General features: G+C 58.4%; 20 protein-coding genes. 7 read left to right on the top strand and 13 right to left on the bottom strand.

Features of this window, described 5'->3' with window-relative positions; translation table 11 throughout:
- Positions 1-74: 74 nt before the first annotated feature.
- From ACYZT8_RS16950 to ACYZT8_RS16925, 6 genes are read right to left on the bottom strand one after another with little or no spacing between them, the layout of a single operon-like run.
- A complete protein-coding gene (locus tag ACYZT8_RS16950) occupies positions 75-1,259 on the bottom strand; it encodes an aminotransferase class V-fold PLP-dependent enzyme (RefSeq protein WP_461974392.1) in 1,185 nt (394 codons plus the stop codon).
- 15 nt (positions 1,260-1,274) lie between these two features.
- Positions 1,275-2,519 carry an MFS transporter gene (locus tag ACYZT8_RS16945; RefSeq protein ID WP_461974390.1) on the bottom strand — a complete coding sequence of 415 codons (1,245 nt, stop codon included), beginning with the start codon at positions 2,517-2,519 and terminating at the stop codon, positions 1,275-1,277.
- Positions 2,520-2,535: 16 nt separating this feature from the next.
- Complete coding sequence (locus ACYZT8_RS16940) at positions 2,536-4,386, bottom strand: IucA/IucC family protein (protein WP_461974388.1); 1,851 nt, start codon at positions 4,384-4,386, stop codon at positions 2,536-2,538.
- 48 nt (positions 4,387-4,434) lie between these two features.
- Positions 4,435-5,583 carry an NAD/NADP octopine/nopaline dehydrogenase family protein gene (locus tag ACYZT8_RS16935; protein ID WP_461974386.1) on the bottom strand — a complete coding sequence of 383 codons (1,149 nt, stop codon included), beginning with the start codon at positions 5,581-5,583 and terminating at the stop codon, positions 4,435-4,437.
- Between the two features lie 28 nt (positions 5,584-5,611).
- Positions 5,612-6,655: a PLP-dependent cysteine synthase family protein gene (locus ACYZT8_RS16930; RefSeq protein WP_461974384.1), complete on the bottom strand. Its 1,044-nt coding sequence runs from the start codon at positions 6,653-6,655 to the stop codon at positions 5,612-5,614.
- Positions 6,656-6,669: 14 nt separating this feature from the next.
- Positions 6,670-8,064, bottom strand: a complete 1,395-nt coding sequence (locus tag ACYZT8_RS16925) for a Y4yA family PLP-dependent enzyme (protein ID WP_461974382.1) — start codon at positions 8,062-8,064, stop codon at positions 6,670-6,672.
- Positions 8,065-8,675: 611 nt separating this feature from the next.
- On the opposite strand from ACYZT8_RS16925, the gene ACYZT8_RS16920 reads away from it, so the two are divergent.
- The 4 genes from ACYZT8_RS16920 to ACYZT8_RS16905 all read left to right on the top strand — a co-directional run bounded on the left by ACYZT8_RS16920 (position 8,676) and on the right by ACYZT8_RS16905 (position 12,855).
- Complete coding sequence (locus ACYZT8_RS16920) at positions 8,676-9,566, top strand: HpcH/HpaI aldolase/citrate lyase family protein (protein ID WP_461974380.1); 891 nt, start codon at positions 8,676-8,678, stop codon at positions 9,564-9,566.
- 25 nt (positions 9,567-9,591) lie between these two features.
- Positions 9,592-9,993, top strand: coding sequence for a transcriptional regulator (locus tag ACYZT8_RS16915; RefSeq protein WP_461974378.1), 402 nt, complete (start codon positions 9,592-9,594; stop codon positions 9,991-9,993).
- Between the two features lie 134 nt (positions 9,994-10,127).
- A complete protein-coding gene (locus tag ACYZT8_RS16910) occupies positions 10,128-12,356 on the top strand; it encodes a TonB-dependent receptor (protein WP_461974376.1) in 2,229 nt (742 codons plus the stop codon).
- A gap of 124 nt (positions 12,357-12,480) precedes the next feature.
- Positions 12,481-12,855, top strand: coding sequence for a fe2+ zn2+ uptake regulation protein (locus ACYZT8_RS16905; protein ID WP_461974374.1), 375 nt, complete (start codon positions 12,481-12,483; stop codon positions 12,853-12,855).
- Between the two features lie 81 nt (positions 12,856-12,936).
- Here the strand turns inward: ACYZT8_RS16905 and katG are convergent, their stop codons facing one another.
- From katG to ACYZT8_RS16880, 5 genes are all read right to left on the bottom strand, one after another.
- Entirely contained in the window at positions 12,937-15,192 is a 2,256-nt protein-coding gene (gene katG / locus ACYZT8_RS16900) for a catalase/peroxidase HPI (RefSeq protein WP_461974372.1), read from the bottom strand.
- A 388-nt stretch (positions 15,193-15,580) separates the two neighbouring features.
- Positions 15,581-17,617: an LTA synthase family protein gene (locus tag ACYZT8_RS16895; protein WP_461974370.1), complete on the bottom strand. Its 2,037-nt coding sequence runs from the start codon at positions 17,615-17,617 to the stop codon at positions 15,581-15,583.
- A 31-nt stretch (positions 17,618-17,648) separates the two neighbouring features.
- Positions 17,649-18,263, bottom strand: a complete 615-nt coding sequence (locus ACYZT8_RS16890) for a hypothetical protein (RefSeq protein WP_461974368.1) — start codon at positions 18,261-18,263, stop codon at positions 17,649-17,651.
- Entirely contained in the window at positions 18,260-19,558 is a 1,299-nt protein-coding gene (locus ACYZT8_RS16885) for a sialidase family protein (protein ID WP_461974366.1), read from the bottom strand. Before ACYZT8_RS16885 ends, ACYZT8_RS16890 begins: the two co-directional genes overlap by 4 nt.
- 478 nt (positions 19,559-20,036) lie before the next feature.
- Positions 20,037-20,930 carry an AraC family transcriptional regulator gene (locus ACYZT8_RS16880; RefSeq protein WP_461974365.1) on the bottom strand — a complete coding sequence of 298 codons (894 nt, stop codon included), beginning with the start codon at positions 20,928-20,930 and terminating at the stop codon, positions 20,037-20,039.
- Positions 20,931-21,082: 152 nt separating this feature from the next.
- On the opposite strand from ACYZT8_RS16880, the gene ACYZT8_RS16875 reads away from it, so the two are divergent.
- Together ACYZT8_RS16875 and ACYZT8_RS16870 are read left to right on the top strand one after the other, a co-directional pair.
- The gene (locus tag ACYZT8_RS16875; protein WP_461974363.1) at positions 21,083-21,805 is read left to right on the top strand and encodes a cysteine hydrolase family protein; all 723 of its coding nucleotides are present in this window, start codon (positions 21,083-21,085) and stop codon (positions 21,803-21,805) included.
- 128 nt (positions 21,806-21,933) lie between these two features.
- Positions 21,934-22,254 (top strand): hypothetical protein, encoded by a 321-nt coding sequence (locus tag ACYZT8_RS16870; RefSeq protein ID WP_461974361.1) that lies wholly within the window; start codon positions 21,934-21,936, stop codon positions 22,252-22,254.
- On the opposite strand, the gene ACYZT8_RS16865 is transcribed toward ACYZT8_RS16870, so the two are convergent.
- Complete coding sequence (locus ACYZT8_RS16865) at positions 22,187-22,465, bottom strand: Rho-binding antiterminator (protein WP_461974359.1); 279 nt, start codon at positions 22,463-22,465, stop codon at positions 22,187-22,189. The two genes, ACYZT8_RS16870 and ACYZT8_RS16865, sit on opposite strands and share 68 nt — an antisense overlap.
- Positions 22,466-22,469: 4 nt before the next feature.
- Positions 22,470-22,730 carry a DUF2024 family protein gene (locus ACYZT8_RS16860; protein WP_461982499.1) on the bottom strand — a complete coding sequence of 87 codons (261 nt, stop codon included), beginning with the start codon at positions 22,728-22,730 and terminating at the stop codon, positions 22,470-22,472.
- Between the two features lie 143 nt (positions 22,731-22,873).
- Between ACYZT8_RS16860 and ACYZT8_RS16855 the strand changes: the two genes are divergently transcribed.
- Positions 22,874-23,434 (top strand): MarR family winged helix-turn-helix transcriptional regulator, encoded by a 561-nt coding sequence (locus ACYZT8_RS16855; protein WP_461974357.1) that lies wholly within the window; start codon positions 22,874-22,876, stop codon positions 23,432-23,434.
- The last annotated feature ends 19 nt before the right edge of the window (positions 23,435-23,453 follow it).

Raw genomic sequence — 23,453 nt, 5'->3', positions numbered from 1 at the left:
TTTGCAATTGAGAAGTATTCCCAATGCTAATTGACAAAGACTCTCCGACGCAAGGGTGATTCTGTCTCCCGTTTTCAGATTCGCGGCAGGCGCATCAGTGCTTCAATCAGGGTGTCGATTTCGCCTTCGGTGTTGTAAGCGTGGACCGAGGCACGGCTGACTTCCTGCAAACCCCGTTGCTGCATGTCGAGCAAGGTGGATCGGAATGTCGAAGTGGACACGTTGATCCGTTTGGCTTGTCCCGCCAGCCATTGCTGTACCTCCGTGACGCTGCTGCCCTGGCGCGTAAACGTCACGATGCCTGACGTGAGGGCGCCCCTGTCCTGAAGTGTGACGCCCGGCACTTCGGCCAGTCGCTGACGCAAGTGGTTGGCCAATTGCTGGATGCGCTGCCACATCGGCTCGATGCCTTGCGCCAGTGCGTATTCAACCGCTGCACCCAGGCCCAGTTTCGCGGCCACGTTGCACTCCCAGTTTTCGAAGCGTCGTGCATCGTCCCGAATCTTGAACGTGTCTGGCGTCAGCAACGACGCGGCATGCAGGTCGAGAAACGCCGGCTCGAGGTTTTGGCACAGGGCCTTTTCAACATAGAGAAAGCCCATGCCCCGGGGGCCCCGAAGGTACTTTCGGCTGGTCGCGGCGAGGAGGTGACAGCCGATTTTGCGTACATCGATCGGCATTTGCCCGACGCCCTGGCAGGCATCGAGCAAAAACAGCACGCCCGCGTCCCGGGCCAGCGCGCCGATCTGCTCGATAGGCTGAACCGGTCCGCCGTTGGTAGCGATCACTGGCAACGACACCAACGCCACGCGATCATCGCCCAGCATGTCCTGCAAGGCGGGAAGCGAAACCTGACCCTGTTCATCGTTGGGGATGATCCGGATCTCAATGCCGCGCTGCTGTTTCAGTTGCAGATAGGGAATGAAGTTGCCGGCGTATTCGGTGGTGGAGGTCAGCACCACATCACCGGGTTGCAGCGGCAATGAGTAAAAGGCCATGTCCCAGGCGCGGGTGGCGTTTTCGATGACGGCGATTTCGTCGGGATCGGCGTTGATCAGGCGGCCGATGGCGCCGTAGACATTGTCCAGTTCAGCCGCGCGCAGGCTGGCCGCTTCGTAGCCACCGAGGCGCGCTTCGAGTTGCAGGTGGCGCGTCATGACGTCGATCACCGGGTCAGGCATCAAAGCCGCGCCGGCGTTGTTGAAGTGAATCAGCTGCTCGACACCTGGTGTGTCGGCGCGCAGTTGTTCAATGTTCAAAAGCAGACTCCTTGATCATTCGCCGGGCGGCGCCTGGCTCGGCTGCATGACCACCGGCCAGTAACGCAGGGCGACAATGGGGATCAGCGCGACCACGTAAGCCAGGCAAACGAACAGGTAGGTGTACTGCAAGCCATAGACCTGGCTGAGCAAACCACCGGCCGAGATGCCTGCAATCGAGGCGAATTGCGCGGTGCTTTGCGCAATCCCCAGCACGTAGCCCTGTTGTGAGCTGTCGGCGGTTTTCGAGATCAGGGCCATCAGCACCGGGGTGGTGGCGCCCAGTAGAACGCCCCATATGAAGTAGGCAATCACAAAAACGGCGGGGTTGCGTGTGACGCCGGCGATGGCGGTCAAAACGACGCAACCGATGACAATGTAGGTGATGCGGTGCAGGGTTTCCTGTTGGGTGCGGTGCTCAAAGTAGCGCGACCACGCCGTGGCCGAGAGAATGAAACCCAGTGCCAGCAAGCCGTAGCACAGACCGACGACCGAGTTGCTGACCTCGAACACCGAGCTGACATACAGCGAGAAGGAGGTCTGCGGCAGCATCCGCGCCAGCAGCAAAATGCCCATCACGCCCAGCAGCGACAACAGCGGCGAACCTTGCCAGACGCTGCCTGAACGGCTGACCGGCGTCGCTGTGTCCACGACCGGCGCTTTCTTTACGGGCGGAACATCCGGCAACGTCACGGCCGCCACCACGGTGCAAATGGCGCACAGTGCCGAGGCGATGATGTTGATCCAGAAGAAGGTCGCGTAATCGAGGATCAGCCCGCCAACGACCGCGCCGAGTAACGAGCCGACATTGGTTGATATCTGCAGGATCGCGAACAGCCGCGCCCGCCGCGAAGGTGCTTCGATGCTGACACCGTAAGCCTGTGCCGGGGCGATGTACCCGGCAAAAGCCCCCTGCAAAAAGCGCAGGACCAGGATCACCCAGATGTCGCTGAACAGGGCCAGCCCAAGCTGGGTCAACGATAAACCGGCGAGGGCGCGGATCATCATCAACTTGTGGCCGTAGCGGTCGCCGATACGGCCCCAAAAGGCGCTGGTCAGAATAATGCCCAGCATCGGACCGACGTAGACGGCGATGCTGGCGAAGCTGAATACCGATTCCGAAGCGGTCAGCCCACGCAGGTGGACGGGCCAGAACGGCCCGCTCATTTCCATCGCGCCCATGGAGATGAGCTGGATCGCGAACAGGAGATAAATCAGGATTCTTACTCGCGAACCCTGGATGGGACCTGCATGGGACATGAGTCAGCCTCGGTGGTTAAACGGCATCAAGCGGGTTGGTCAGCGTGTGCTGCAAACGATAGTTGGAGTACTGCATCAAATGCATGCGCAACAACGACCGGGTTGGCCACGGGTCCTGAACGAACGCTTTGCGCTCGACTTCCCACAGCGCTGGCGAGACGCGATCACGGACGGCCGCGAAGGCGTTTTCGGTTTCCTCCCGCAATACTTCCCACATCCGTTTGCTGTCCAACGCGTACTCCTTCGTCAGCCACAGGGCCATTTCGTGAAGGTGCGTAAGGAACGCCGCGTCCAGCACGAACATGCGCACCGGCTCGATGTCCCCGACGAACACCGTCGGCAAGATCCCAGGCTGTACATGCGGTTGCAGGGTGTAACCGCGCTCCTCCAGCAATGGAGCATAGGTCCTGCCATCGCCGAAATCGCGGATCAGCAGACTACGTGCTTTGCCATCGGGGGAAAACAGCACCATGGTGTTTTGCTGATGCGCTTCGAGCCCGATGCCGTACAGCAGATAGATCGCGACCACCGGATGGGTGACCACGCTGGCGTACTGGCGGAACCAGCTCTCGACCGTGTCGGCGCTGGCCCGAACGCCGTCGCGCTCGATCAGGTCGGTAAACAGCGGACGACCGCTGCCGGGCAAACGGGTGAACAACGACGCCACGGTAATCGGCAGGCAATCGTCGCTGCGTTCAAACGCCTGCTGACTGGCGCGATAGACCACGGACAGATGACGCCCTGGCGCATCGTCCTGGGTGATCGCGTTTTTGTAACGCACGCCGATCTCTTCCGGGAAGATCTCCAGCTGCCGGTCGAAGCCGTTTTCGGCGGCGAGAATATTTGTGATCACCGTGCTGATGCGCGGCCCCATGTGAATCGACTTGGCTTGCAGGCTGCGCAGCTCGCTGGTCATCCAGAGCGCGATCGGCAACTTGATCAGCGGCGCTGACTGGTTCAGCACTGGCATCATCGTCCGGTACGACATGGTCGGCAGGGTCTGAATGTCCGGCCCTTCAATGATCAGGATGCCTTCTTCGATTTCCGCGGCAAACGTCTTGAGGACGTAGGCCTGCAAATGCCAGGCGTGAATCGGCAACGGTAGCCACTGGGTTTCATCCAGGCCTTTGTCATTGAGCGAAGACTTCCACTGTTCCCATTGCACCGGGAAGTTCGTGGCAAACCAGGCGTGATAGCTGGTTACGTGCGGCATGCTTTCGCTTTTAGCCATGTCGGCGCGCAACGCGGCAATGCGCAGCGGCACCTGAGCGTTGAATTCAGGCGACAGTTGCTCGACTTCGGCATCGGTCAGGCCCGGACGGGATTTCCACGTCGGGTAATACGGGTGACCTTCCAGCGAACCCCATTGGTCCAGCAGGATGGCCGCGTCCTTGGTGCTGGCGTGTTGGCGAAGGTAGTCGGTGAGGCTGCCGAGGCCATGGCTTTTGGCGGCCTCGGCCAGGCGCGAGTTCCATTCCTGCCGATACTGGCGAGCATGGGCATCGTTCAGCAGGCTGTTTTCCATGTCCGACTTGAGCCCGGCCATGCCTTCGTCGGTCGGTTCGAAGTCGAAGCTGTCGCGCAGCACATCCAGCAAATCCTGATGACTGTGAATCACCTGGCGTACGCCTTCGTCGGTTACCAACAGAACATCACCGTCGTTGACCAGGGTGTCGGCCGGTCCCATGGCAATGTCGGTGAAAAATACATGCGCACGGGCGGCCTTCAGTGGGTAAGTGGCCTGGTTGCCCTCGGCGGAAAAAACCAGGGCCGAACGGTCCAGAATGTTTTCGGCAAACAGGCAACGAAGCAAGCGTCGCAGGGCGTTTTTACGGGAGTAGGCGATCAGTGTCTTGAAGTCATCCATATCAGCAATCTGCTCGTCGATAAGTAAAAGAAGAGGTGAGGGTGCGACTCATGCGGTGCGCGGCCAGTGGCTTGGGAAGTAATCCAGCGCCGAGTCGCGCAGGCCTTGCATGTAGGAAACGCTCCAGTGCAGGACTTCTTCGATGTAGGGGACTTTCAGGTCGAAACGCTTGGCCATTTCCACCAACAGCACCAGGCCGTAGGCGACGTCTTCGTTGAAGGCGCGGCTCTCGCGCTCGATCACGTAACCGGCGCGGTTGTCATCGGCGGGCACCATCGGCGCGAGGATGTCGTTGTAGGCCTGATTGGTGCGCAGAATCGAAAGCATGCTGCTCTGGTCGCGAATCTGTTCGCCGTACGCCTCGACAATTTCCTGCTTCAGGGATTTGACCGAAGACAGGTCGACCCCCATTCGCTGGCTGATGATGGCGCACAAGTCCTGACTTTCCTGATCCATGCGCTCCAGGAAATAGGCGCCCAGTTCGGGGCATTCGGTCCACCAGCACATACGCTGGGGAAAGATCTTGCGATGCCATTGGCCGTAGGGCCCGATCAGCCCGTAAATCACCGAGCTGTGCATGATCGGATTGCCCGGGGTGAGGGTGATTTCGAGGTAGTTGTCGAGCATCGTCACGCAGGGCCCGTACAGCACGGTGAGCATCGCTTGCAGGTGCTGGCGGGACGCTTGCGACTCGCGGGCGTGGGTCGCCACATAGAGCTGGCTTTTTCCGCCGCCCATTTTGATCGACAGCCCGGGCTTTAAATCGAACGCCGTGTGCGGGACATCCTTCATGCCCCAAATCACCAGGTTCGGCCGGTCGGCGAGCGTGGCTTCGGCCAGCCAGTCGAAACCGCAAAAACCGGGAATGGCGCCGATGTACACCGGTTTGCTCGAACTCAGATGCGGTGCGATGGCTTGCAGGGTTTGCGGTCGGGCATGGGCCGGCACGGTGATGATGACGATGTCGGCATCCTCGACAGCGGCGCGTGCATCGGTGGTCACCCGATCCAGCCGGGCGCTCAGCGTCGAGCCATCCGGCATCAACGCCTGCATCGGCGTGTGGCGAGCGTGTTGGTCGACGATCTCCAGATTGCTGGTGAGCATCGAGACCTGAACATTGGGCAGCTGTTTGAACAGGATGGCGTTGAGGTGACCGGTCCTGCCTCCGCCACAGATGGCGACTTTCAGCGGTTTCATTGAGAGGCGTTCCTGTGTGGGAGAAGCGTCATGCGACGCTCAATTGCAGAGGCGTAGAGACGGAATCCAGCCATTGGGTTTTGCCCAGCCAGATATCCAGCTGCGGCGCGACATTCGGATCCAGCAGGTCGCGTTCTTCCAGCCACTTATCGTCAAACACCGTGTGCAGGTACTTTTCGCCGCCATCGGCTATCGGCACCACGACGTTGCCGGTCAACACGCCTTTGTGGATCAGTTCCAGTGCTTTGAAAATCGCACCACCGGTTGATCCGCCGACCAGCAATGCCAGGTTGCGGGCGATATAGCGTGCCGTTTCGAAGGCTTGAGAGTCGGTGACTTGCACACCCAGGTCGATGCAGCTGTAGTCGAGCACCAGGCCCACGGTGTCGCCGGCCGGGGTGCCGGTGCCTGATTGATAGTACGGATAGCCGGGATGGCCAAAGACGATGGAACCGGCAGGTTCGACAGCGACAGTGACGGTGTCGGGGTTGTGCAGTTTCAACCCGCGAGCGATTCCCGTCATCGAACCGCCGGTGCCGACGCAACCAACGTAGGCACCGACGCGACCTTCGGCCTGGGCAATGGTTTCGCGCACGAAGTCGCTATACCCGCCGGCGTTGGCGGCGTTGTCGGATTGGTTCATGAACACCGCGCCCGGAATCTGCGACGCGAGTTCGGCCGCTAACCGTTGGCGCTCGACCACGGCGACTTCATCTTCGCGATAGGTCCCCGCAACAAACCGGACTTCGGCGCCCAGTGCCTTCATCACGGCGATCTTGTCCTGAGCCGCGTGGTGGTCGACCACTGCGATGAAATGCAGGCCGAACTCGACGGCCGCCATGGCCAGGCCGATGCCGGTGTTGCCGGAAGACGATTCGACGACCACGCCACCAGGCTTTAGTCGTCCGGACTTGAGCGCAGCCAGCACCATGTTGCGCGCCATGCGGTCTTTTATGCTGCCGCCGGGATTGTTCTTCTCAATCTTGAGCAGCAGTCTGGCGTTTGTATCGGGAACATCAATACCCAACATCGGCGTATTGCCAATAAGGTCCGAGACTTTATTCAATATCATTTGAAGTATTCCCTCTAATAGTCCGGTGAAAACGCGTAGTTACCTTCCGTACAACAGGTCGCCATCAATCGCCGGGGCAGGGGATGGCGATGAAACTCGTTCTCCAGCAAGTCCATCTGATAACCGGCGGTATTGGCGTAAATCAATAAATCGCCTGCTTGCGGTGAAGTACTGAAGTTGATCAAGCGGTGAGTGATGACATCGTCATCCAGACAACTGTGGCCTGCGATGTAGGCGTTTATAGGGTTGTGCGGTAGTTGTCGGGTGCTGATCAGTATTGGATCAACGAGATATTCGGAGGAGAACCAGGTTTCGCAGGCGCTGAAACTACTGCCTTCAACAAATATGACGGTTTTGTTGTTGGCCAGCTGTTTTGTGCGTGTAATGCGAAACACCGATAGGGCGGCCTGATCCACCAGGCTTCGACCGGGTTCCAGCGCCAGCGTTATATTCTGAGCTTTCAAGTAACCCGCAATGGACAGTCCTGCTGAATGATCGGCTTCAAGAAATAAGGCCAACCATTGGCAGGCTGTTAGGCTGCTGCCATATGGGTAAAAAGACTTAGGAACAACATGGTTGTAATAGTGGCTTGGCTTATTGTCGTTCTGTAAAAAACTGTCATAGACCTGCGGCTCGACATAACGCATTGGCAAGCCTCCACCAATGTCGATCATGGTTGGGTTCAAACCCATTTCCCGCGCCGCTTCGACGAATCCGCTCACCTCGCGAAAGGCCTGTGCCCGGGTTTCGAATCCATAGCCGCCGAGATGAAAATGGAAACCTTCAAAGTGGAAGGTCTCGCGTTGTTCCGTGAGGTGTTGTAGACATTCAAGCACCTCGTCCGCACCCATTCCAAAGCGACTCGTCGGGCAGCTTTTCGGTCTGTACCGCAGTAAAACCCTGGCTTTGACGGGTTCAGATATTGTTTCGATCAACGCTCTGAGGTGTCCGTACTCTTCCAGTGAGTCCACGCAAATGAGTGAGCCGGCCTGCACCAATGCCCGATGAAACACCGTGGTTTTGGCCGGTCCCGTCGCACACAGACGTTCGGCTGGCATGCCGGATCGCAGCGCCGCGTCCATTTCGTGGATGCTTGAAACGTCGACACCGATGCCAGCATTTGATGCCGCGCCAAGCACGCATTGGGACTTGTTGGCTTTGGCGCCGTAAAAAATAATGTGTTGCACATCGTGCTGTTTCAACACCGCTTGCAGGGCGCGGGTGTTGAGTTCAAAAGCATGCGGCCATACCAGATTCAACGGTGATCCGTATTGAGACACGAGTTCAAAAAGTGTTTGTGGGTAATGCTCAATCAATCGAGCCGCAACAGGGTCGAGCAGCGGTTTAAGCAGTTCTGGCTGATGAACTTCGATTCGCTCGTCTAATGACGGCGCAATTGTAATAGGCATAATTAACCCCTGGCATCGAAAACGTCGCCATTCATATTTCGACAACTAAGCGTTATCGATAGATGTGATTTTTCTGCTCGTCAGAAGCGAGCGATTAACGGTTCAGGAGGCGGATGCCATACAAAACCTGACGATAAATCAGGGGCAGTAAGCGTAATAAATACTTCACAAGACAATGGCATGAGAACCCCATTCCATAAGGTTTATACGGACAGATTGATAGGCCATTAATTGATGGCCCAACCCTCTGTAAAGTGCCAGCCACTGACATTCAAATGACATCATTGCGCTGTACTTCCCGTGAACATGAACGCTTGCTTTGATACGTGAATTGTTTCTCTTGGCGGCGAGAACCATATTGCTAACGCGAACGATTATCAAGTAAGGTTTTCAGATGTTTTGAATAACCACCCGTTCAACGAGAGTGCAGAAGCGTTTATTTGCCCACTCTTGCAAGCACTCATTCCCACATAAAAAAATCCCTTAATACCTTGATCAACAAGGCGTTAAGGGTTGATTCAACACGCCGGTTCCGGGCTCGAAAATCCCACGCCCCGGCTACCCGAAAATTTTTGAAAACACACGACTGATTCACGCCACGGAGAGATTTAATGACCACTGATCATCTCAGCCCCCCAGCCACGCTTCCCATCAGCTACCTGTTCGTTCCGGGCAATCGCCCCGAGCGTTTCTCCAAAGCGGTCGATGCCGCACCGGACGCAATCATTCTTGATCTCGAGGATGCCGTTCATCCCGCCAGCAAAGCCGCCGCGCGTGCCGCCATCTGGGCCTGGCAGGAGAGCACACCGACTGTCCGCTGCCAGCGTTACATCCGTCTTAACAGCGTCAGCAGTGCGCTCTTTCGCCAGGACCTGACCTGGCTCAGGGACATGCGTTATCCCGAGCGCTGCGCGGGTATTTTCCTGCCCAAGGCGGAGCGTCCCGAGGACCTGTCCCGAGTCGTCGAAGACCTGTTGGCATGGAATCCCGAACTCAAGATTGTCGCCATTATCGAGACCGCCAAAGGCTTGCAACAGGTCGAGGCGATTGCCGCAATACCCGGGCTGGCGCGCCTGGCCTTTGGCTCGCTGGATTTTTCCCTGGACATCAATTGCAGCCAGATCCCCGAGGCCTTTCTCTTCGCTCGAAACCGCATTGTGCTGGCCTCGCGTACCGCCGATTTGCCGGCACCGATCGATGGCGTGACGCCGGCGATCAGTGACCTGGCGGTCGTTGCGCAGGAGTCGCATTACGCCCGGTCTTTGGGCTTTGGCGCCAAGCTCTGTATCCATCCCGCACAGTTGGACACGGTCCGGCGTGCCTTCCTGCCCGATGCGCGCCAGTTGGCCTGGGCGGATCGGGTGCTGAGTGCCGTGTCCGGAGGCAGTCATGCGGTGCAAGTGGATGGCGAGATGGTCGATCTGCCCCTCATCGAACACGCGCAACGCCTGCTCGACGTAGCCAGCCGATACGCGTTGGTCGCCAAGGCAGATGCCTGCTGAACTGCCGTCGAACAGGAGATAAACCATGGGGCACGGTTATCAGATTGCGCTGCGGCCATTGTGCGAGGTGTTGCAGTCGGAGCAGGTCGATCCAGCCAGTGTGGCGTTGCTTCGCGAGGCCATCATCCGCGCCGGGCATTGGTTGGAACCGATCATCGTCGAGCGCTCGAAAGGCATCGTGATGGACGGCAATCACCGGTTCAACGCGGCGTTGCAGTTGGGATTGAAAAGGGTGCCGTGCATCCAGCTCGATTACGCCGATCCGCGAGTCTGTGTGCGGCATTGGCAGACCGGGCAAACATTCGAGGTGGCACGGATTTTCACCACGATCGCACGCGGCGAGATGTTTCCGTACAAGACCACGCGGCACGCGTTTGACCCGGCCCTGCCGGTGATCGCGATACCGCTGGACTGCCTGTACGCGTGATTGACCGAGCAGATCCCTCGGCTTTGCGGCCGAGGGGCACAAAAATTTTGCAGGAGAGGGTGATACTTTTTCGCGGGTCGACTGGCAATAGGAGTGATTACCATTTTCTCTTGCCCAAAAAGGATCCTTACGTCATGTCCGTTGCCAGTCGACCATGCGGTGAGCGCGCGTTAACGCAGGCCATTCGTACCGCCATGCTGAGTTTTGCCCTGGTCGCAGGAAGCGCCAACACCTGGGCTGCCGCCCCACAGCAACAGGATGCTGACGGCGCCAAGACACCTGATGCTTCGGCAAGCCCAAGTGCGGATGGGCTGACACTCGGCGCTACCAACATCACTGCCGATTACAACAACCCGACCGCACTGCCGGGAGTCCTTGCCGGTGGCCAGGTTGCTCGCGGTGCTCGCCTGGGAATGATGGGCAACAAGGATGTGATGGACACCCCTTTCAGCGTAACCAGCTATACCGCCAAGACCCTGGCCGACCTGCAAACGGTGACCGTTGCCGATGCCCTGGAACGAGATCCATCAGTGCGCTCCACCGGTCAAACCGGGGGCATCGTCGATTCCTTTTTCATCCGCGGTTTCGCGGTTGGCGAAGGCAACCTGGGCGAACTGGCCTTCGACGGCGTGTATGGCGTGGCGCCCAACTATCGGGTGTTCACCGACTACGCCGAACGCGTCGAAGTGCTCAAGGGGCCGGGTGCCCTGATGTACGGGATCTCACCGAACAGCGGTGTCGGCGGCGTGATCAATATCGTTCCCAAGCGGCCACTGGCCGAAGACCTGACGCGCTTTACCGCCAGTTACGCATCGGATTCGCAAGCGGGCGGTCATTTGGATATCAGCCGGCGCTTTGGCGACGAGAATCAGTTCGGCGTGCGCTTTAATGGCAGTCTCCAGGGTGGCGATACCGCCGTTGACGACCAGGAAAGATCGGTCGATATCGGTGCGATTGCGCTCGATTACCAAGGAGAGCGTCTGCGCCTGAACCTTGATTTCATCAGTCAGAAAGAAAGCTTTGAGGCGCCATCGCGGCCCTTCACGGTGGCGCCGGGTATCGATGTTCCCTCTGCGCCCAATGGTCGTACCAACCTGCCGCAGGCTTGGGGATGGTCCGACACCAAGGAGCAGTCGGCCTTGTTGGGTGGCGAATATGACCTGACTGATGCGGTCACTGTGTTCGCCCACGCCGGTGGCGGCAAGGCAGACGTCAAGCGCAAGTCCGATCAGGTGCCGAGAATCCTCAACGACGCAGGCGATACCAGCAACATTCCCGGTTACTACAAATTCAACGTCGATCGCTCGACGGCCGATGTGGGTATCCGTGGCGTGTTCGCCACCGGGCCCGTCACGCACACGACCACGCTGATGGCGACCCGGTATCAGGATGAACTCTCCCGGGGGATCAACAACGGCACGGCGATCAATTCGAACATCTATCACCCAGTGGATGTGCCCGAGCAATTCATCAGGGCGCCAAAGGTGCTGCGCATTTCCGAGTCGGAGTTGTCCGGCGTCGCGTTGACCGACACGCTGTCTGTGCTGGACGACCGCATCCAGTTGACTTTGGGCGTGCGTAAACAGGACATCGAGTCGCGCAACTACAACGCGACCGGTTCGGTCAGCTCCAAATATGACGACAGCGCCACGACCCCGCTGGTGGGCGTCGTCGTCAAACCCTGGGAGGACGTTTCGCTCTACTACAATTATGTCGAGGGTTTGAGTAAGGGTGATATCGCACCGGGCACCGCCGCTAACTCCGGCGAAACCTTCGCACCTTATGAGTCGAAGCAACACGAGATCGGCGTCAAATATGAACATGGCACGTTCATGACCACCCTGGCGTTGTTCCAGATTGAAAAGCCCAGCGGCGAAATTGGCGTGGGCAACGTGTTCTCGGTGCAGGCAGAACAACGTAACCGCGGCGTTGAGCTGAGCATGTTCGGGGAAATCGCGCCGGGCACTCGCTTGATGGGCGGTGTGACCTTCCTCGATGGCGAACTGACTGATTCGGCCACCGCCGCTAACCGGGGCAACGAGCCGGTGGGCGTGCCCGATGTACAAGCGAACCTTTGGGCGGAATGGGATACGCCGTGGCTGGAGGGCTTTACCCTTACTGGTGGTGCGATCTATACCGGCAGCCAATACGTCAATCAGGCCAATACCCAGGAGCTGGATGCCTGGACACGCTTCGATACAGGCGCTCGCTACACCACCAAAATCGAAGGCCGACCTACGACGTTCCGCGCGACGGTGCAGAACGTGTTTGATCGAGAATACTGGTCAGGGGTCGCCTCGTATGGCGCGTTCTCCCCGGGTTATCCGCGGACGCTGCAGTTGTCGGCTACGGTCGATTTCTGACAGAGGTTCTCGAGCCTTCCAAACGTCTCGATCACGTGCCTGACCGGCGCGTGATCGGGGGAAGGGGAGGCAACGATCTACGTGCTGTCTTGATGACTGAACGTTTCTGAAAAGGAGTATTCGTATGTTAAACCACTCAGCGTCGGCGACTTCCGCACCTTCGAAATTCCAATCTTCGACTTCTCACCAAGCGTTCGTATTCGATCGCAGCATCAATGAGCACATCCGCGAGCTACTGCGTTTTTACGGACTGCGCACCAGCCTGATCCGATTGAAGGTAATCGACGCCTTGCTGGTCGCCGCCCGGGATGGAAATCCTGTCGGTGTGCGCGGCGTGCATTCCTGGCTTCAATCGTCTTCCACCGATTTGCCGTTTATCAGCGTGCGCGAAGTGCTCAAGCGACTCTGTGACGAGGGGGTAATCGTGTTTCAGGCAGACAAGAGCTACCGCTTTACTGCCCAGGCATGGGCGATGCTTGAACTGCACTTTGTTCGATGAAACCGGGCAGCGTGAACCTCCCCGACCCGTATCACCGGGTCGAGGTGGTCCATTCAAGGCCTCACAGATTCAACAATTGCATCACTTCACGTCGAAGCGATCCAGGTTCATCACCTTGGTCCACGCCGCCACAAAGTCCTTAACAAACTTCTCCTTTGCATCACTGCTCGCGTAAACCTCAGCCAACGCCCTCAACTGCGCATGAGAGCCAAAGACCAGATCAACACGCGTCCCGGTCCATTTCACTTCGCCCGTTTTGCGATCGCGTCCTTCAAATTCCTCGTTAGCCTCCGAGGTCGGTTTCCATTCCACACCCATGTCCAGCAGGTTCTTGAAGAAATCGTTGGTCAACGCTTCTGGCTGCTTGGTGAACACGCCATGTCTGGTCTGCCCGACATTGGTGTTCAACACGCGCAGGCCACCCACAAGCGCGGTCATTTCTGGCGCGGTGAGCGTCAGCAGTTGCGCCTTGTCGATCAACAGATGCTCGGCCGACACGCTGTAGCGGGATTTGAGGAAGTTACGGAAGCCATCGGCGATGGGTTCGAGGAAGCCGAAAGACTCGACATCCGTCTGCTCTTGCGAGGCGTCCGCCCGACCCGGTGTGAAAGGCACCGTGACGCTGTGTCCGGCATTTTTCGCCGCCTGTTCGACACCCGCGTTACCGGCCAGCACGATCAGGTCTGCCAGCGAGATTTTCTTGCCGCTGTTGTTGAACTCGCTCTGGATGCTCTCGAGTTTCGCCAGCACATTCGCCAGTTGCTCAGGCTGGTTGGCTTGCCAGAATTTCTGTGGAGCCAGGCGCAGGCGACCACCATTGGCGCCGCCACGTTTGTCGGAGCCGCGGAAGGTGGAAGCGGCAGCCCAAGCCGTTGATACCAGTTGCGAGACGCTCAGGCCCGAAGCAAGCACTTTGCTCTTGAGCGCTGCGACGTCACTGTCGTTGACCAAGGCATGGTCGACCTCCGGGATCGGGTCTTGCCACAGCAATTCTTCGCTGGGCATTTCCGGGCCGAGGTAGCGGGAGAGGGGGCCCATGTCACGGTGGAGCAGTTTGAACCAGGCACGGGCAAACGCGTCGGCCAACTGATCCGGATTAGCCAGGAAGCGCCGCGAGATCGGCTCATAGATCGGGTCGAATCGCAGGGCCAGGTCCGAGGTCAGCATCGTGGGGTTGCGTCGTTTGGACGGATCGTGCGCATCCGGAATCGTCCCGGCACCGGCGCCATTTTGGGTGACCCACTGGTTCGCTCCGGCCGGACTTTTGCTCAGTTCCCACTCGAAGCCGAACAGGTTTTCCAGGTAGTTGTTGCTCCACCGGGTGGGCGTGGTGGTCCAGGTCACTTCCAGGCCGCTGGTGATGGTGTCCGGGCCTTTGCCGGTGCCGAAGCTGTTCTTCCAGCCAAAGCCCTGGGCTTCAAGGCCGGCAGCTTCGGGCTCGGCACCGACGTTGTCGGCAGGTCCGGCGCCGTGGGTTTTACCGAAGGCGTGGCCGCCGGCGATCAGCGCCACGGTTTCTTCGTCATTCATCGCCATGCGCCCGAACGTCTCGCGAATGTCCTTGGCCGAAGCGACAGGGTCCGGGTTGCCTTCAGGGCCTTCGGGGTTCACATAGATCAAGCCCATTTGCACGGCGGCGAGCGGGTTTTCCAGGTTGCGTCCTTGTTCGGTACGGCTCTCCTCGTTTTCCCCTGGCTCAGCAACGAGCGGGCCTTCGCCGGGCTCTTGCATGGGTTGGTTTTCTTTGCCGTAGCGGGTGTCGCCGCCCAGCCATTTGTTTTCCGAGCCCCAGTAGACGTCTTCATCCGGTTCCCACACGTCCGGACGACCGCCGGAAAAACCAAAGGTCTTGAAGCCCATGGACTCCAGCGCGACGTTGCCGGTGAGGACGATCAGGTCTGCCCAGGAGATTTTACGACCGTATTTTTGCTTGATCGGCCAGAGCAGCCGGCGCGCCTTGTCGAGGCTGACGTTATCCGGCCAGCTGTTGAGCGGTGCAAAGCGCTGCTGGCCTGAACCGGCGCCGCCACGACCGTCACCCGTGCGGTACGTGCCTGCGGCGTGCCAGGACATGCGAATGAAGAGCGGCCCATAGTGACCGAAGTCCGCCGGCCACCAGTCTTGCGAATCGGTCATCAGCGCCGTCAGGTCGCGCTTGACCGCCTCGAAGTCCAGGGTCTTGAATTCCTCGGCGTAGTTGAAGCCCTCGTCCGTGGGGGCGGACAGGGACGAGTGCTGGTGCAGGATCTTCAGATTCAGTTGGTTCGGCCACCAATCGCGGTTCGTCGTGCCACCGCCAGCGGCGTGATTGAACGGGCATTTCGATTCATTTGCCATGTGCGAGCTACCTTTGGTCGTGTTCATCCGGCTATCTGCCCGGGGTGGGCGTTGGATAGCAACGAGCGAAATCAATGACATAGGCTGCAGGGCCAGCAGTTGGATCAACAGATTGTCTGGACCACACGGGAATTCTGAACAGCGGCGATCGAGTTGCCTGTGCGGTGGCCCACGGGTGGCCTAGTCAAGCTTCGGACTCATTCCTGTCTCCCTATCAGCACTAAACCGGCCAGCTTGTTCCGCCAGCGCTGGATACAGGTTAGACCCCACTTGGGAAGTCAGCTAATAGGAGGAGTATTGGGGGCTGATAGGCAAAGGCTTTTACGGGTGTCGCGGGGAGGACCCGCGTCTATCTGAAGCTTAGACGCGAGTTTTCAGGCCTGAGAGCTTACTTTTGCACGTTCTGGTACAGCATCAATCTAGAGGTTTCATGCATGGCGCGGGTCAGCTCCGACAGCCGCTTGAACTCTTCTGGGTTTTTCTCGGCGACGTTGTCCAGCGGCGTCATCGAAGCCAGGTCGTGAAGGGTCGGCGAGCTGCCGTCGTGCTCCATCTGCACCATGTAGTGTTGAGTCACGCCGGCAATCAGCGGGAACGTTCCCTCACGCAATACCAGCGGTACCACGCGTTCACCCTCGGGCGCCGGCTGCTGGATATCACGGCCCATGCCGCTGTTGCGAAACTCAAGACCGGCCATCCCTGCCACGGTAGGTAGCAAGTCCACCAAGCCGACCGCTTCCTCGACCTTGCGCGTCCCGATCAAGCCCGGCGCGTGGATGATCATCGGCACCGCGTTGCTTTCCAGGCCCAGTTGCTCGTAGGCCGGTGCCAGGAACGGGATTTGCGCGATCCGGGTGTTGTGATCACCGAACATCACGAAGATGGTATTTTCGTACCAGCCGCCGGCCTTGGCGATTTCCATCAAGCGTCCGAGGTTGAAGTCCAGCAAGCGCACGGCGTTGTACTGCTCGACGCTGCGCGATCCTGCGGCCTGTACTTCAGCCAGGGTAGGGTGCTTGACCTCGAAGCCGTCATTGCTCTTGGGAATCGTGAACGGACGGTGATTGCCGGCCGTCTGCACATACGCAAAAAACGGTTTGTCCTTGGGCAGTGCTTGCAGGATCTGGTCGGTTTCCTTGAACAGGTCCAGATCGGAAATGCCCCAGACATCCACCACCGGCGATTTCCAGTCCCGCTCTTCGAACAAGCGCACACCGTCGATGCTTTGCCGAATCAGGGCATTCATGTTGGCCCAGCCGGAGTTGCCGCCGATGGTGTAGATCTTCTCGTAACCGGTGAAGGCATTGATCAGCGTGTTTTGCTTGGTGATCAGCGGATTACGCGTCGCGGTTTCCTGTCGAGTGACGTCAGGCACCCCGCTAATGCTGGCCCAGACGGTTTTCGCGGTCCCAGTCACTGGCACGTAGAAGTGCTTGAAGAACCAACTCTGGGTGGCCAGACGATCGAGATTGGGCGTCGGATTGATCGGGTTGCCGTAAGCCCCAACGGCGCTGGTGCCCAGCGATTCAAGCATGATGAACATCACGTTCGGTGGACGTGAACCCGGAATTTTGTAGGGCTGTGGCGCCTGGTGACGAACGAAATCAAGGGTCTGCGGATCAGGTTTTTCGACCCCCAGGTAGTTGGCCATCACCGAGTAATGTTCACGCACCTGCGCTTCGTCGTAGCGAGACTGACCGACCTTGGCCGTATCGTAGAGGAACAACACCGGGTTCAGGCCCAGCGCGGCCATCTGGTTATTACCGGAGAAGAACGCATCGCTCCAGCGCAACGGCACCGGGTTTTCCAGGTTCATGTTTTCCACACGACCCAGAATGCCCAGCAGCACCAGCACGACCATGACCGCGCCACCCCATGTTGCGGAGAGTGGGTGAATGATTTTGCGAGGGCGGTCCAGCGTGACGCTTTCCAGACGCACCAGCGCCAGGGTCACAAACGCAACTGTTGCCAGCCATCCCAGTGAAATCCAGATCACAGGGTAAGTCTGCCAGACCATGTCGCGGGAGATTTGCGCATCCTCGATGAAGCGCAGGACGGTGGCGTTGATCCTCACGCCCAGGTAGGCGTAATGGCCAAAGTCGATGATGTAGATCAGCAGCATGACGCTCAGGACCGCGACCAGATACACGCGTGCGATCCGTCGCAGCAGACGGCTGCGGAGCAGGTTCCAGCGAGGAATCCAGGCCAGCAACGCCAGCGGCAACATCGTGAGGATGGCCAGGCGCAAATCGAAACGGAAGCCGATGTTCAGGGTTTCCCAGACGCCATTTGTGTCAATCAGGGCCTTGGGTTCGAACCCGGAAAAGCCGAAGAAAAACACCACCCTCAGCAGTGCAAACAGCACAAACGCAATCGCTGTAGCGCCTAGCCAGTAATGTAAACGTCTCGAGTGCAGCCAACCCATCCCTGTTCCCCTGTTAAAAAGTCATTAAATCTCAAACGGGTTTGAATTCGTCGCCCACTGCACCACGCCGCTTGTTTGAGCGGCGATACGTCCAGCGTATCGCAAGCGTCAGCAATGCCACGCAGCAATACAGACCCAGCAGCGGATCAATCAGGTAATCCCAATAGTTTTGCGAAGGTTTGATCCCGGCGATGAACGCCAGGGTCGCGCTGGCCAGCATCAAGACGGCCAGACCATTGCGCAGGTAAAACAGGCCCAATGTGAGCACTGCAAAGAAAATCAACATGGGCCGCGGGCTGTAGCCGAACCGATAGGGGTCCAGATCACTCATGCCCAGGGTAGCCGGGTACAGCACGACGGCCATCGCGGCAAAGAGGATCAACACGCCGGTTTTGCCCTGCGCCGGCGGCAGCATGTCCAGCCGACGCAAGCAGCCCCACGCCATGAACACCAGGGTGGTGATCGCAAGGTCATCAATGTAGCTACGCAAATACGCGGCCAGGGACAACCCGTCCAGCGATATGAAGCTGGCTGCCAGCAACGCCGCCAGCAGCGCAATTCGCCAGGTCCTGGGCAAGCCGAATGAAGGCAGCACCAGAAAGATGATCATTGTGAAGCTGACATGGGCTTGCCACAGGCTGATCATTTGAGACGCTCGTTGAGCCACGCATCGTTAAAGGTAACGTGCTTGATGAAGGTGTTGTTCCAGGAATAAACCAAGTGATACATGCCGTCAGGACTGCGGATGAAGTACGGGTACTCGTATTCGAATTCACAGCCTTGGCTTTTACAGACACGGTTATCGAGGTTGTCCAGAAACTCCGCTTCCAGCGATTGGCGACGTGCGCCGCTGGACCCGCGGAACTCTTTGCCGATGATCTCCTTATAGGCTTCTGGAGAAAACGGAGCGCCCAGTGGATCGGGTGATTTGTCCAGGTCCCGCAACGAGCGCCAATCGTCCATTTTGGCGTCGGTCCCATACAGACTTAGCTTGAAGCGACCTTCCTGCAGGTCGTTGAGCGCCACCAGCAATCCGTGTTCGGGCGTTGCGACGGCCGCCAACGAAGAATTCGGGTTTGAAGGATCGAGCGGATAAGGCTCACTCCAGGTTTGCCCGGCATCTTCGGTGCGGGTCGCCAGAACACGGTGATGGGTGTCGCCGGCATAACGCAGCAAGGCGATGCCGCGCTGGCCGTCCAGCGGAACTACCGTGGGTTGCAGAGAGTTCATGCCGTGGCTGATGCGGAATTTGTCGATCACATCGCCGTCTGCGCTCAGGTAGAGGTACTCGGCAAACTTGCCCAGGAACTCGTGGTAGACCGGCAGGCCGATGGAGCCATCGGCATGAAACACCGGTGCCGACCGGACCAGGGTGCTGATGTTCAGAAAGGGCGAGGTGATCAACTGGCGCGGAGCCGACCAGTGTTCACCGAAGTCGTCTGACACCATCACATTGACCGCGCTGCCTGCCCAGCCACCCATGGACACTGACACGTAGAACAACCACAGGCGATTATCCGGGGCGAGGGCGACCACCGGATTGCCCAGTTTGCGAATGTATTTTCGAGTGCCCTGCTGGGTCGAATCCCGAGTCGCCAATACGTGCTCAGCCCCCCATTCGCCGGTTTTCGAATCGAACCGGGCGGAGCGCACCTGCACATCGGCCGCGCCTTCGCGCGAACCGGCGAACCAGACCGTCATCAGGCTGCCGTCGGGCAGGGCGGTGACCGCCGAAGAGTGCACGAAATCCACCAGCCCGGAGGAGGCGAAACGGCTGGTATAAATGGGCTTGGCTACGTTGCCGGCCACTGCCATCACTGGGCTGATCAGGGCAAAGGATGAGTGCGTATTGGCTGGGTTGATGACCCACGCGGTCGCAAACAGGCAGGACAGTGCGAAGTAGGCGCAGAGGGCAGGAATACTGGGAAGTTTGATGCGCATGACTACTTGGCATCTCTGGCCCGAAAAGGCGCTTAACGTAACACTCCGTAGTACACGAACGGGTTTTATGATTTGCTAAATTGTAAGCAGGTATTTGTAGCGTGCTGGCTTGGCGGCGTGAGAAGTATGTTTGAGGGGCTGAGACTGCTGGACTAGGCAGATTGTCAGGCGCTGGAGGCAGTTTCGGCCGCTGGTCGCAAAAGTCTGGCCGGTAACAGTGCAGTCATCAGGATTTGGGCTTTTTGTACGGGCCTCTTCGCGGGCAAGCCGCGCTCCCACATTAGATTTATGTCGTTCACATACTGGACAACGACCTATATCCCTTGTGGGAGCGTGGCTTGCCCGCGAAGAGGCCGGCACAACCACCAACGCTTCCCGATCAAATCCCAGGTGATCCTCCAAAAGGGGCGATCTATTTGTAAAAATAAAGTCGCGATCCGCCCCAACGGCCGCTAACCAGAAACACAAAGCAGCGGGATCACGCCTTTTCAATGGCCGAATCATCCGGCCGCGTTCGCTGCACATGCGCTGTCACCAGCGGCACCTCCCCACTGGCACCACGTCTCAACCATTCGGCCGGTGGACAGCCAATCACGTTGAGAAAAGTTCTGGAGAAAGAAGCTTGCGAGCTGTAACCGACCGACGCGGCGATCACCTTGATCTGAACCCCATCGCGTAGCAGGTCCTGGGCCACCTTCATTCTCCAGGCCGTCACGTAGCCCATCGGTGATGTGTCCATGATCTGCGTGAAGTACGCAGAGAATTTCGACCGGGACATGTTCGCCAGGCTTGCAAGTTTCTCCACGGTCCACAGCGCTTCAGGTTCCTGGTGAATACTTTGGAAAACCGCCCCGAGACGGCCATCCTGAAGCGCATAAAGCAGGCCGCTGGAAATCTTTTGCTCGACCACCGAACGGCGCACCAACACCACGAAAATGTATTCGAGCAGCAGGTTGAGCGCTTTGGTTCTGCCGGGGGCCTGATCCTGGAATTCGGCGAGCAATGAGCCGATCACGGGAGTGATGTTCTGCAGGTCCCTGAACGGGAAAACCAGTGTTTCCTTGAGACCGAGCGGGAAGGGTTGCAGGGCGTTTCGCCCGAACTGGAACGAGGCGCAGATCAGCTCCGCGCCGGGTGCTGCACTTGAGCGCAACTGATAGCGGCAACTGCTTGGACAAAACAACACGCTGGGTTCGGTGATCGATAGCTTCGGCAAACCGGGTTGCACCATGTCGATACCGCCCTGGCTGATGACATGGATGAACGCCATGCCGGGAGGCTTGTCGAGGATCAGCGTGCCATCGACCCGACCAGAGAAGAACAGCCTGCCCTGAAGGTTCGTGCGTTCGAAGAATTCGGACAGGATATCCATGATAGAGACGACCGGGTAAAGACTCTGCACGTCTTGGCAAAAGCTGCGCAGGGCAGGGCAATAGGATGACGTTCTCGCCGATGGTAGACAACGCCCCACCCGGGCGCCATGGCGCAGATCGATTTTCTTGTTACCGACCGGAGTCCACTGTCATGAGCAACGATTCAGACCGCATCGCACCCCAGTACGCAGACCCGGCAGAGCCTGCGCTGCCCGATCCCGGTATGAAGCTTGACCTCTCGCGGGCTGCGCTGGTGGTCATCGATCCGCAAATCGACTTCCTCAGCCCCGAAGGCGTGAGCTGGGGCGTATTTGGCAAAAGCATCGTCGAGCACGATACCGTCAAACACATCGGCCAGTTGTTTGCTGCCGCCAAGGGCGCGGGCATCACGGTCGCCGTTTCGCCGCACTATTACTATCCGTGTGACCACGACTGGCATTTCGGTGGACCGCTCGAGAAGGTCATGCACAGCATCTGCATGTTTGATCGCAAGGGGCCGCTGACCCTCGAGGGTTTCGAGAACTCCGGTGCCGACTTCATGCCCGAGTACAAGCCCTACATCCTCGACGGTAAAACCATCATCGCTTCACCGCACAAGGTTTACGGCCCGGAAACCAACGACCTGGCGCTGCAGCTGCGCAAGCACGGTGTGTCACAAATCATTCTGGCGGGCATGGCGGCGAACCTCTGTGTCGAGTCGCACCTGCGTGAACTGCTGGAACTCGGCTTTGAAGTGGCCGTGGTTCGGGACGCCACCGCCGGCCCGACGACCCCCGAAGGCGATGGCTACCTTGCCGCGCTGATCAACTATCGCTACATCGCCAATGCCTTGTGGACCACCGCGCAAACGGTTGAGTTTCTTAACGCGAAATAAAACCAGAGCGATGGACTGCGCCTCGCCATTCGGGGCGCAGCATTGAAAAACCTGCCTTTGGTCGGAGTGCCTGAACCGGATTCACGATGGGTTGATCCATTCTGAAAGAACTCTCGGGGGGCGCTGCCATGCACTCGTTTGCCAATCTGCTGACTCCGGCGCAAGAGGAAAAACTGCGCGCGCTCAACACCTGGCATCTCGTGCTGGATGACTTGAGGCTGCGCATGGAATGTCCCGACGCCTGGCACGAGGAACTGATTCGTCAGTCTGACGAGATGGACCGCTTGGGAATGGTGAGTTGGCAAGAATGGCGCGACCTCAGGATTGAGGCGGATCAAGCGTACCTGCGCGCCATCGCGGGTGAGGACTATCACCAAGCGCTCAAAAACTGCAAACCGCACCCTGGAACACCACCCGCCCAAACTGCGCGCCGGCGTCCATCGGCGTGACAGCCAGCAGTTGATCCAGACGGATTTCCTGCGGGCCGTCAGCCGTTTCAAGGCAGAGAAACTCTTCCTTGTCACTGGAGGTTCGCGTCGTCAGCGCTTTGGCGACCAGGCGTGCGCCGTCGTTCAGCTCGATATCCAGTCGATAACCGCGCAGGCAGGCGATCTCCAGATAATCGTGCAGATCGCAGTTCAAAGGCTGATACGCGTTCATCTCGTTACTCCTGGCACCCTTGCAGTTTGATGATGAAGTGACCTTGCTTGCTGATCGCCTCGGCGACGACCGGATTGGTCGGTTCAACGTGGCAGAACCGGCATTCATTCTGGGAAATATCTTCGTCCTGAATGCCCTGTTCATCAAGGAAGCGGCGGGCGTACGACTTCGCCAGATCAGGGTCGTTGCTGTCGATCAACACATCGAAATGCAAGTAGCGGCCATCTTTGGTACGTACGTGGGTATCAAACACTTTAACGCTCATCATTTGCTCTCCTTCAGTTTCCAGGTGCCGGGTTATGACTAGTTGTTTCGAATCGATACCAAAGCCTACGGCAAGAGTGCTTTTTGTCAGTATGGTTTTTATCCGATACTATTTATCAACACGCTTGATCTGGAAATTGCCACGTGTTGTTCGATCTGCTGGAAAGACTGTCGAGCCTGACGCGCGTCTGGTTTCGCGAACACCCGAAGTTGACGGATCTGCAGCCGATTCAGTTGAGCGCGCTGATGTACCTGGACCGCTGCAATCGTTACTCCAACACGCCGTTGGCGGTGACCGAGTATCTGGGGCTGACCAAGGGCACGGTGTCGCAATCGCTCAAGGCGCTGGAATCCAACGGACTGCTGATCAAAACCCCGGACGCCAAGGACAAGCGCAGCGTGCACCTGGAGCTGACCGAACCGGCGAGAGCCCTGCTGGACGCCGTGATGCCACCGGATTTTCTGGTTGCTGCCGCCAAGCGCATGGGCGCTCGTTCAGAGGACCTGGAAGGGCTGCTGCTGGAACTGTTGAGGAATATTCAGCAAGGGGAAAATGTACCGAGCTTCGGCCTTTGCCGAAGCTGCCGCTTTCATCAGACAGTGGCTGGCGGGGCTTTTTGTGGACTGACTCAGGAACCCCTGGAGTCCTGCGAAATCGGTTTGATTTGCAGGGAGCATCAAGTGCCCGAAGGCGTGCACGATTGAGAGCAGTCAAAAATTGAGA

The sequence above is a fragment of the Pseudomonas sp. LB3P93 genome, from assembly GCF_054898025.1.
The sequence above is the reverse complement of the archived record's forward strand: the minus strand, read 5'-3'. Positions and strand labels throughout refer to the sequence as shown.

Bases quoted from the DNA above. Each gene is read 5' to 3' on its own strand.
- katG (WP_461974372.1), bottom strand. From the start codon at position 15,192: ATGGCAAATGAATCGAAATGCCCGTTCAATCACGCCGCTGGCGGTGGC.
- ACYZT8_RS16890 (WP_461974368.1), bottom strand. From the start codon at position 18,263: ATGATCAGCCTGTGGCAAGCCCATGTCAGCTTCACAATGATCATCTTT.
- ACYZT8_RS16860 (WP_461982499.1), bottom strand. From the start codon at position 22,730: ATGAGCGTTAAAGTGTTTGATACCCACGTACGTACCAAAGATGGCCGC.
- ACYZT8_RS16915 (WP_461974378.1), top strand. From the start codon at position 9,592: ATGGGGCACGGTTATCAGATTGCGCTGCGGCCATTGTGCGAGGTGTTG.
- ACYZT8_RS16940 (WP_461974388.1), bottom strand. From the start codon at position 4,386: ATGGATGACTTCAAGACACTGATCGCCTACTCCCGTAAAAACGCCCTG.
- ACYZT8_RS16910 (WP_461974376.1), top strand. From the start codon at position 10,128: ATGTCCGTTGCCAGTCGACCATGCGGTGAGCGCGCGTTAACGCAGGCC.
- ACYZT8_RS16875 (WP_461974363.1), top strand. From the start codon at position 21,083: ATGAGCAACGATTCAGACCGCATCGCACCCCAGTACGCAGACCCGGCA.
- ACYZT8_RS16925 (WP_461974382.1), bottom strand. From the start codon at position 8,064: ATGCCTATTACAATTGCGCCGTCATTAGACGAGCGAATCGAAGTTCAT.
- ACYZT8_RS16865 (WP_461974359.1), bottom strand. From the start codon at position 22,465: ATGAACGCGTATCAGCCTTTGAACTGCGATCTGCACGATTATCTGGAG.
- ACYZT8_RS16945 (WP_461974390.1), bottom strand. From the start codon at position 2,519: ATGTCCCATGCAGGTCCCATCCAGGGTTCGCGAGTAAGAATCCTGATT.
- ACYZT8_RS16895 (WP_461974370.1), bottom strand. From the start codon at position 17,617: ATGGGTTGGCTGCACTCGAGACGTTTACATTACTGGCTAGGCGCTACA.
- ACYZT8_RS16920 (WP_461974380.1), top strand. From the start codon at position 8,676: ATGACCACTGATCATCTCAGCCCCCCAGCCACGCTTCCCATCAGCTAC.
- ACYZT8_RS16870 (WP_461974361.1), top strand. From the start codon at position 21,934: ATGCACTCGTTTGCCAATCTGCTGACTCCGGCGCAAGAGGAAAAACTG.
- ACYZT8_RS16905 (WP_461974374.1), top strand. From the start codon at position 12,481: ATGTTAAACCACTCAGCGTCGGCGACTTCCGCACCTTCGAAATTCCAA.
- ACYZT8_RS16880 (WP_461974365.1), bottom strand. From the start codon at position 20,930: ATGGATATCCTGTCCGAATTCTTCGAACGCACGAACCTTCAGGGCAGG.
- ACYZT8_RS16885 (WP_461974366.1), bottom strand. From the start codon at position 19,558: ATGCGCATCAAACTTCCCAGTATTCCTGCCCTCTGCGCCTACTTCGCA.
- ACYZT8_RS16930 (WP_461974384.1), bottom strand. From the start codon at position 6,655: ATGATATTGAATAAAGTCTCGGACCTTATTGGCAATACGCCGATGTTG.
- ACYZT8_RS16935 (WP_461974386.1), bottom strand. From the start codon at position 5,583: ATGAAACCGCTGAAAGTCGCCATCTGTGGCGGAGGCAGGACCGGTCAC.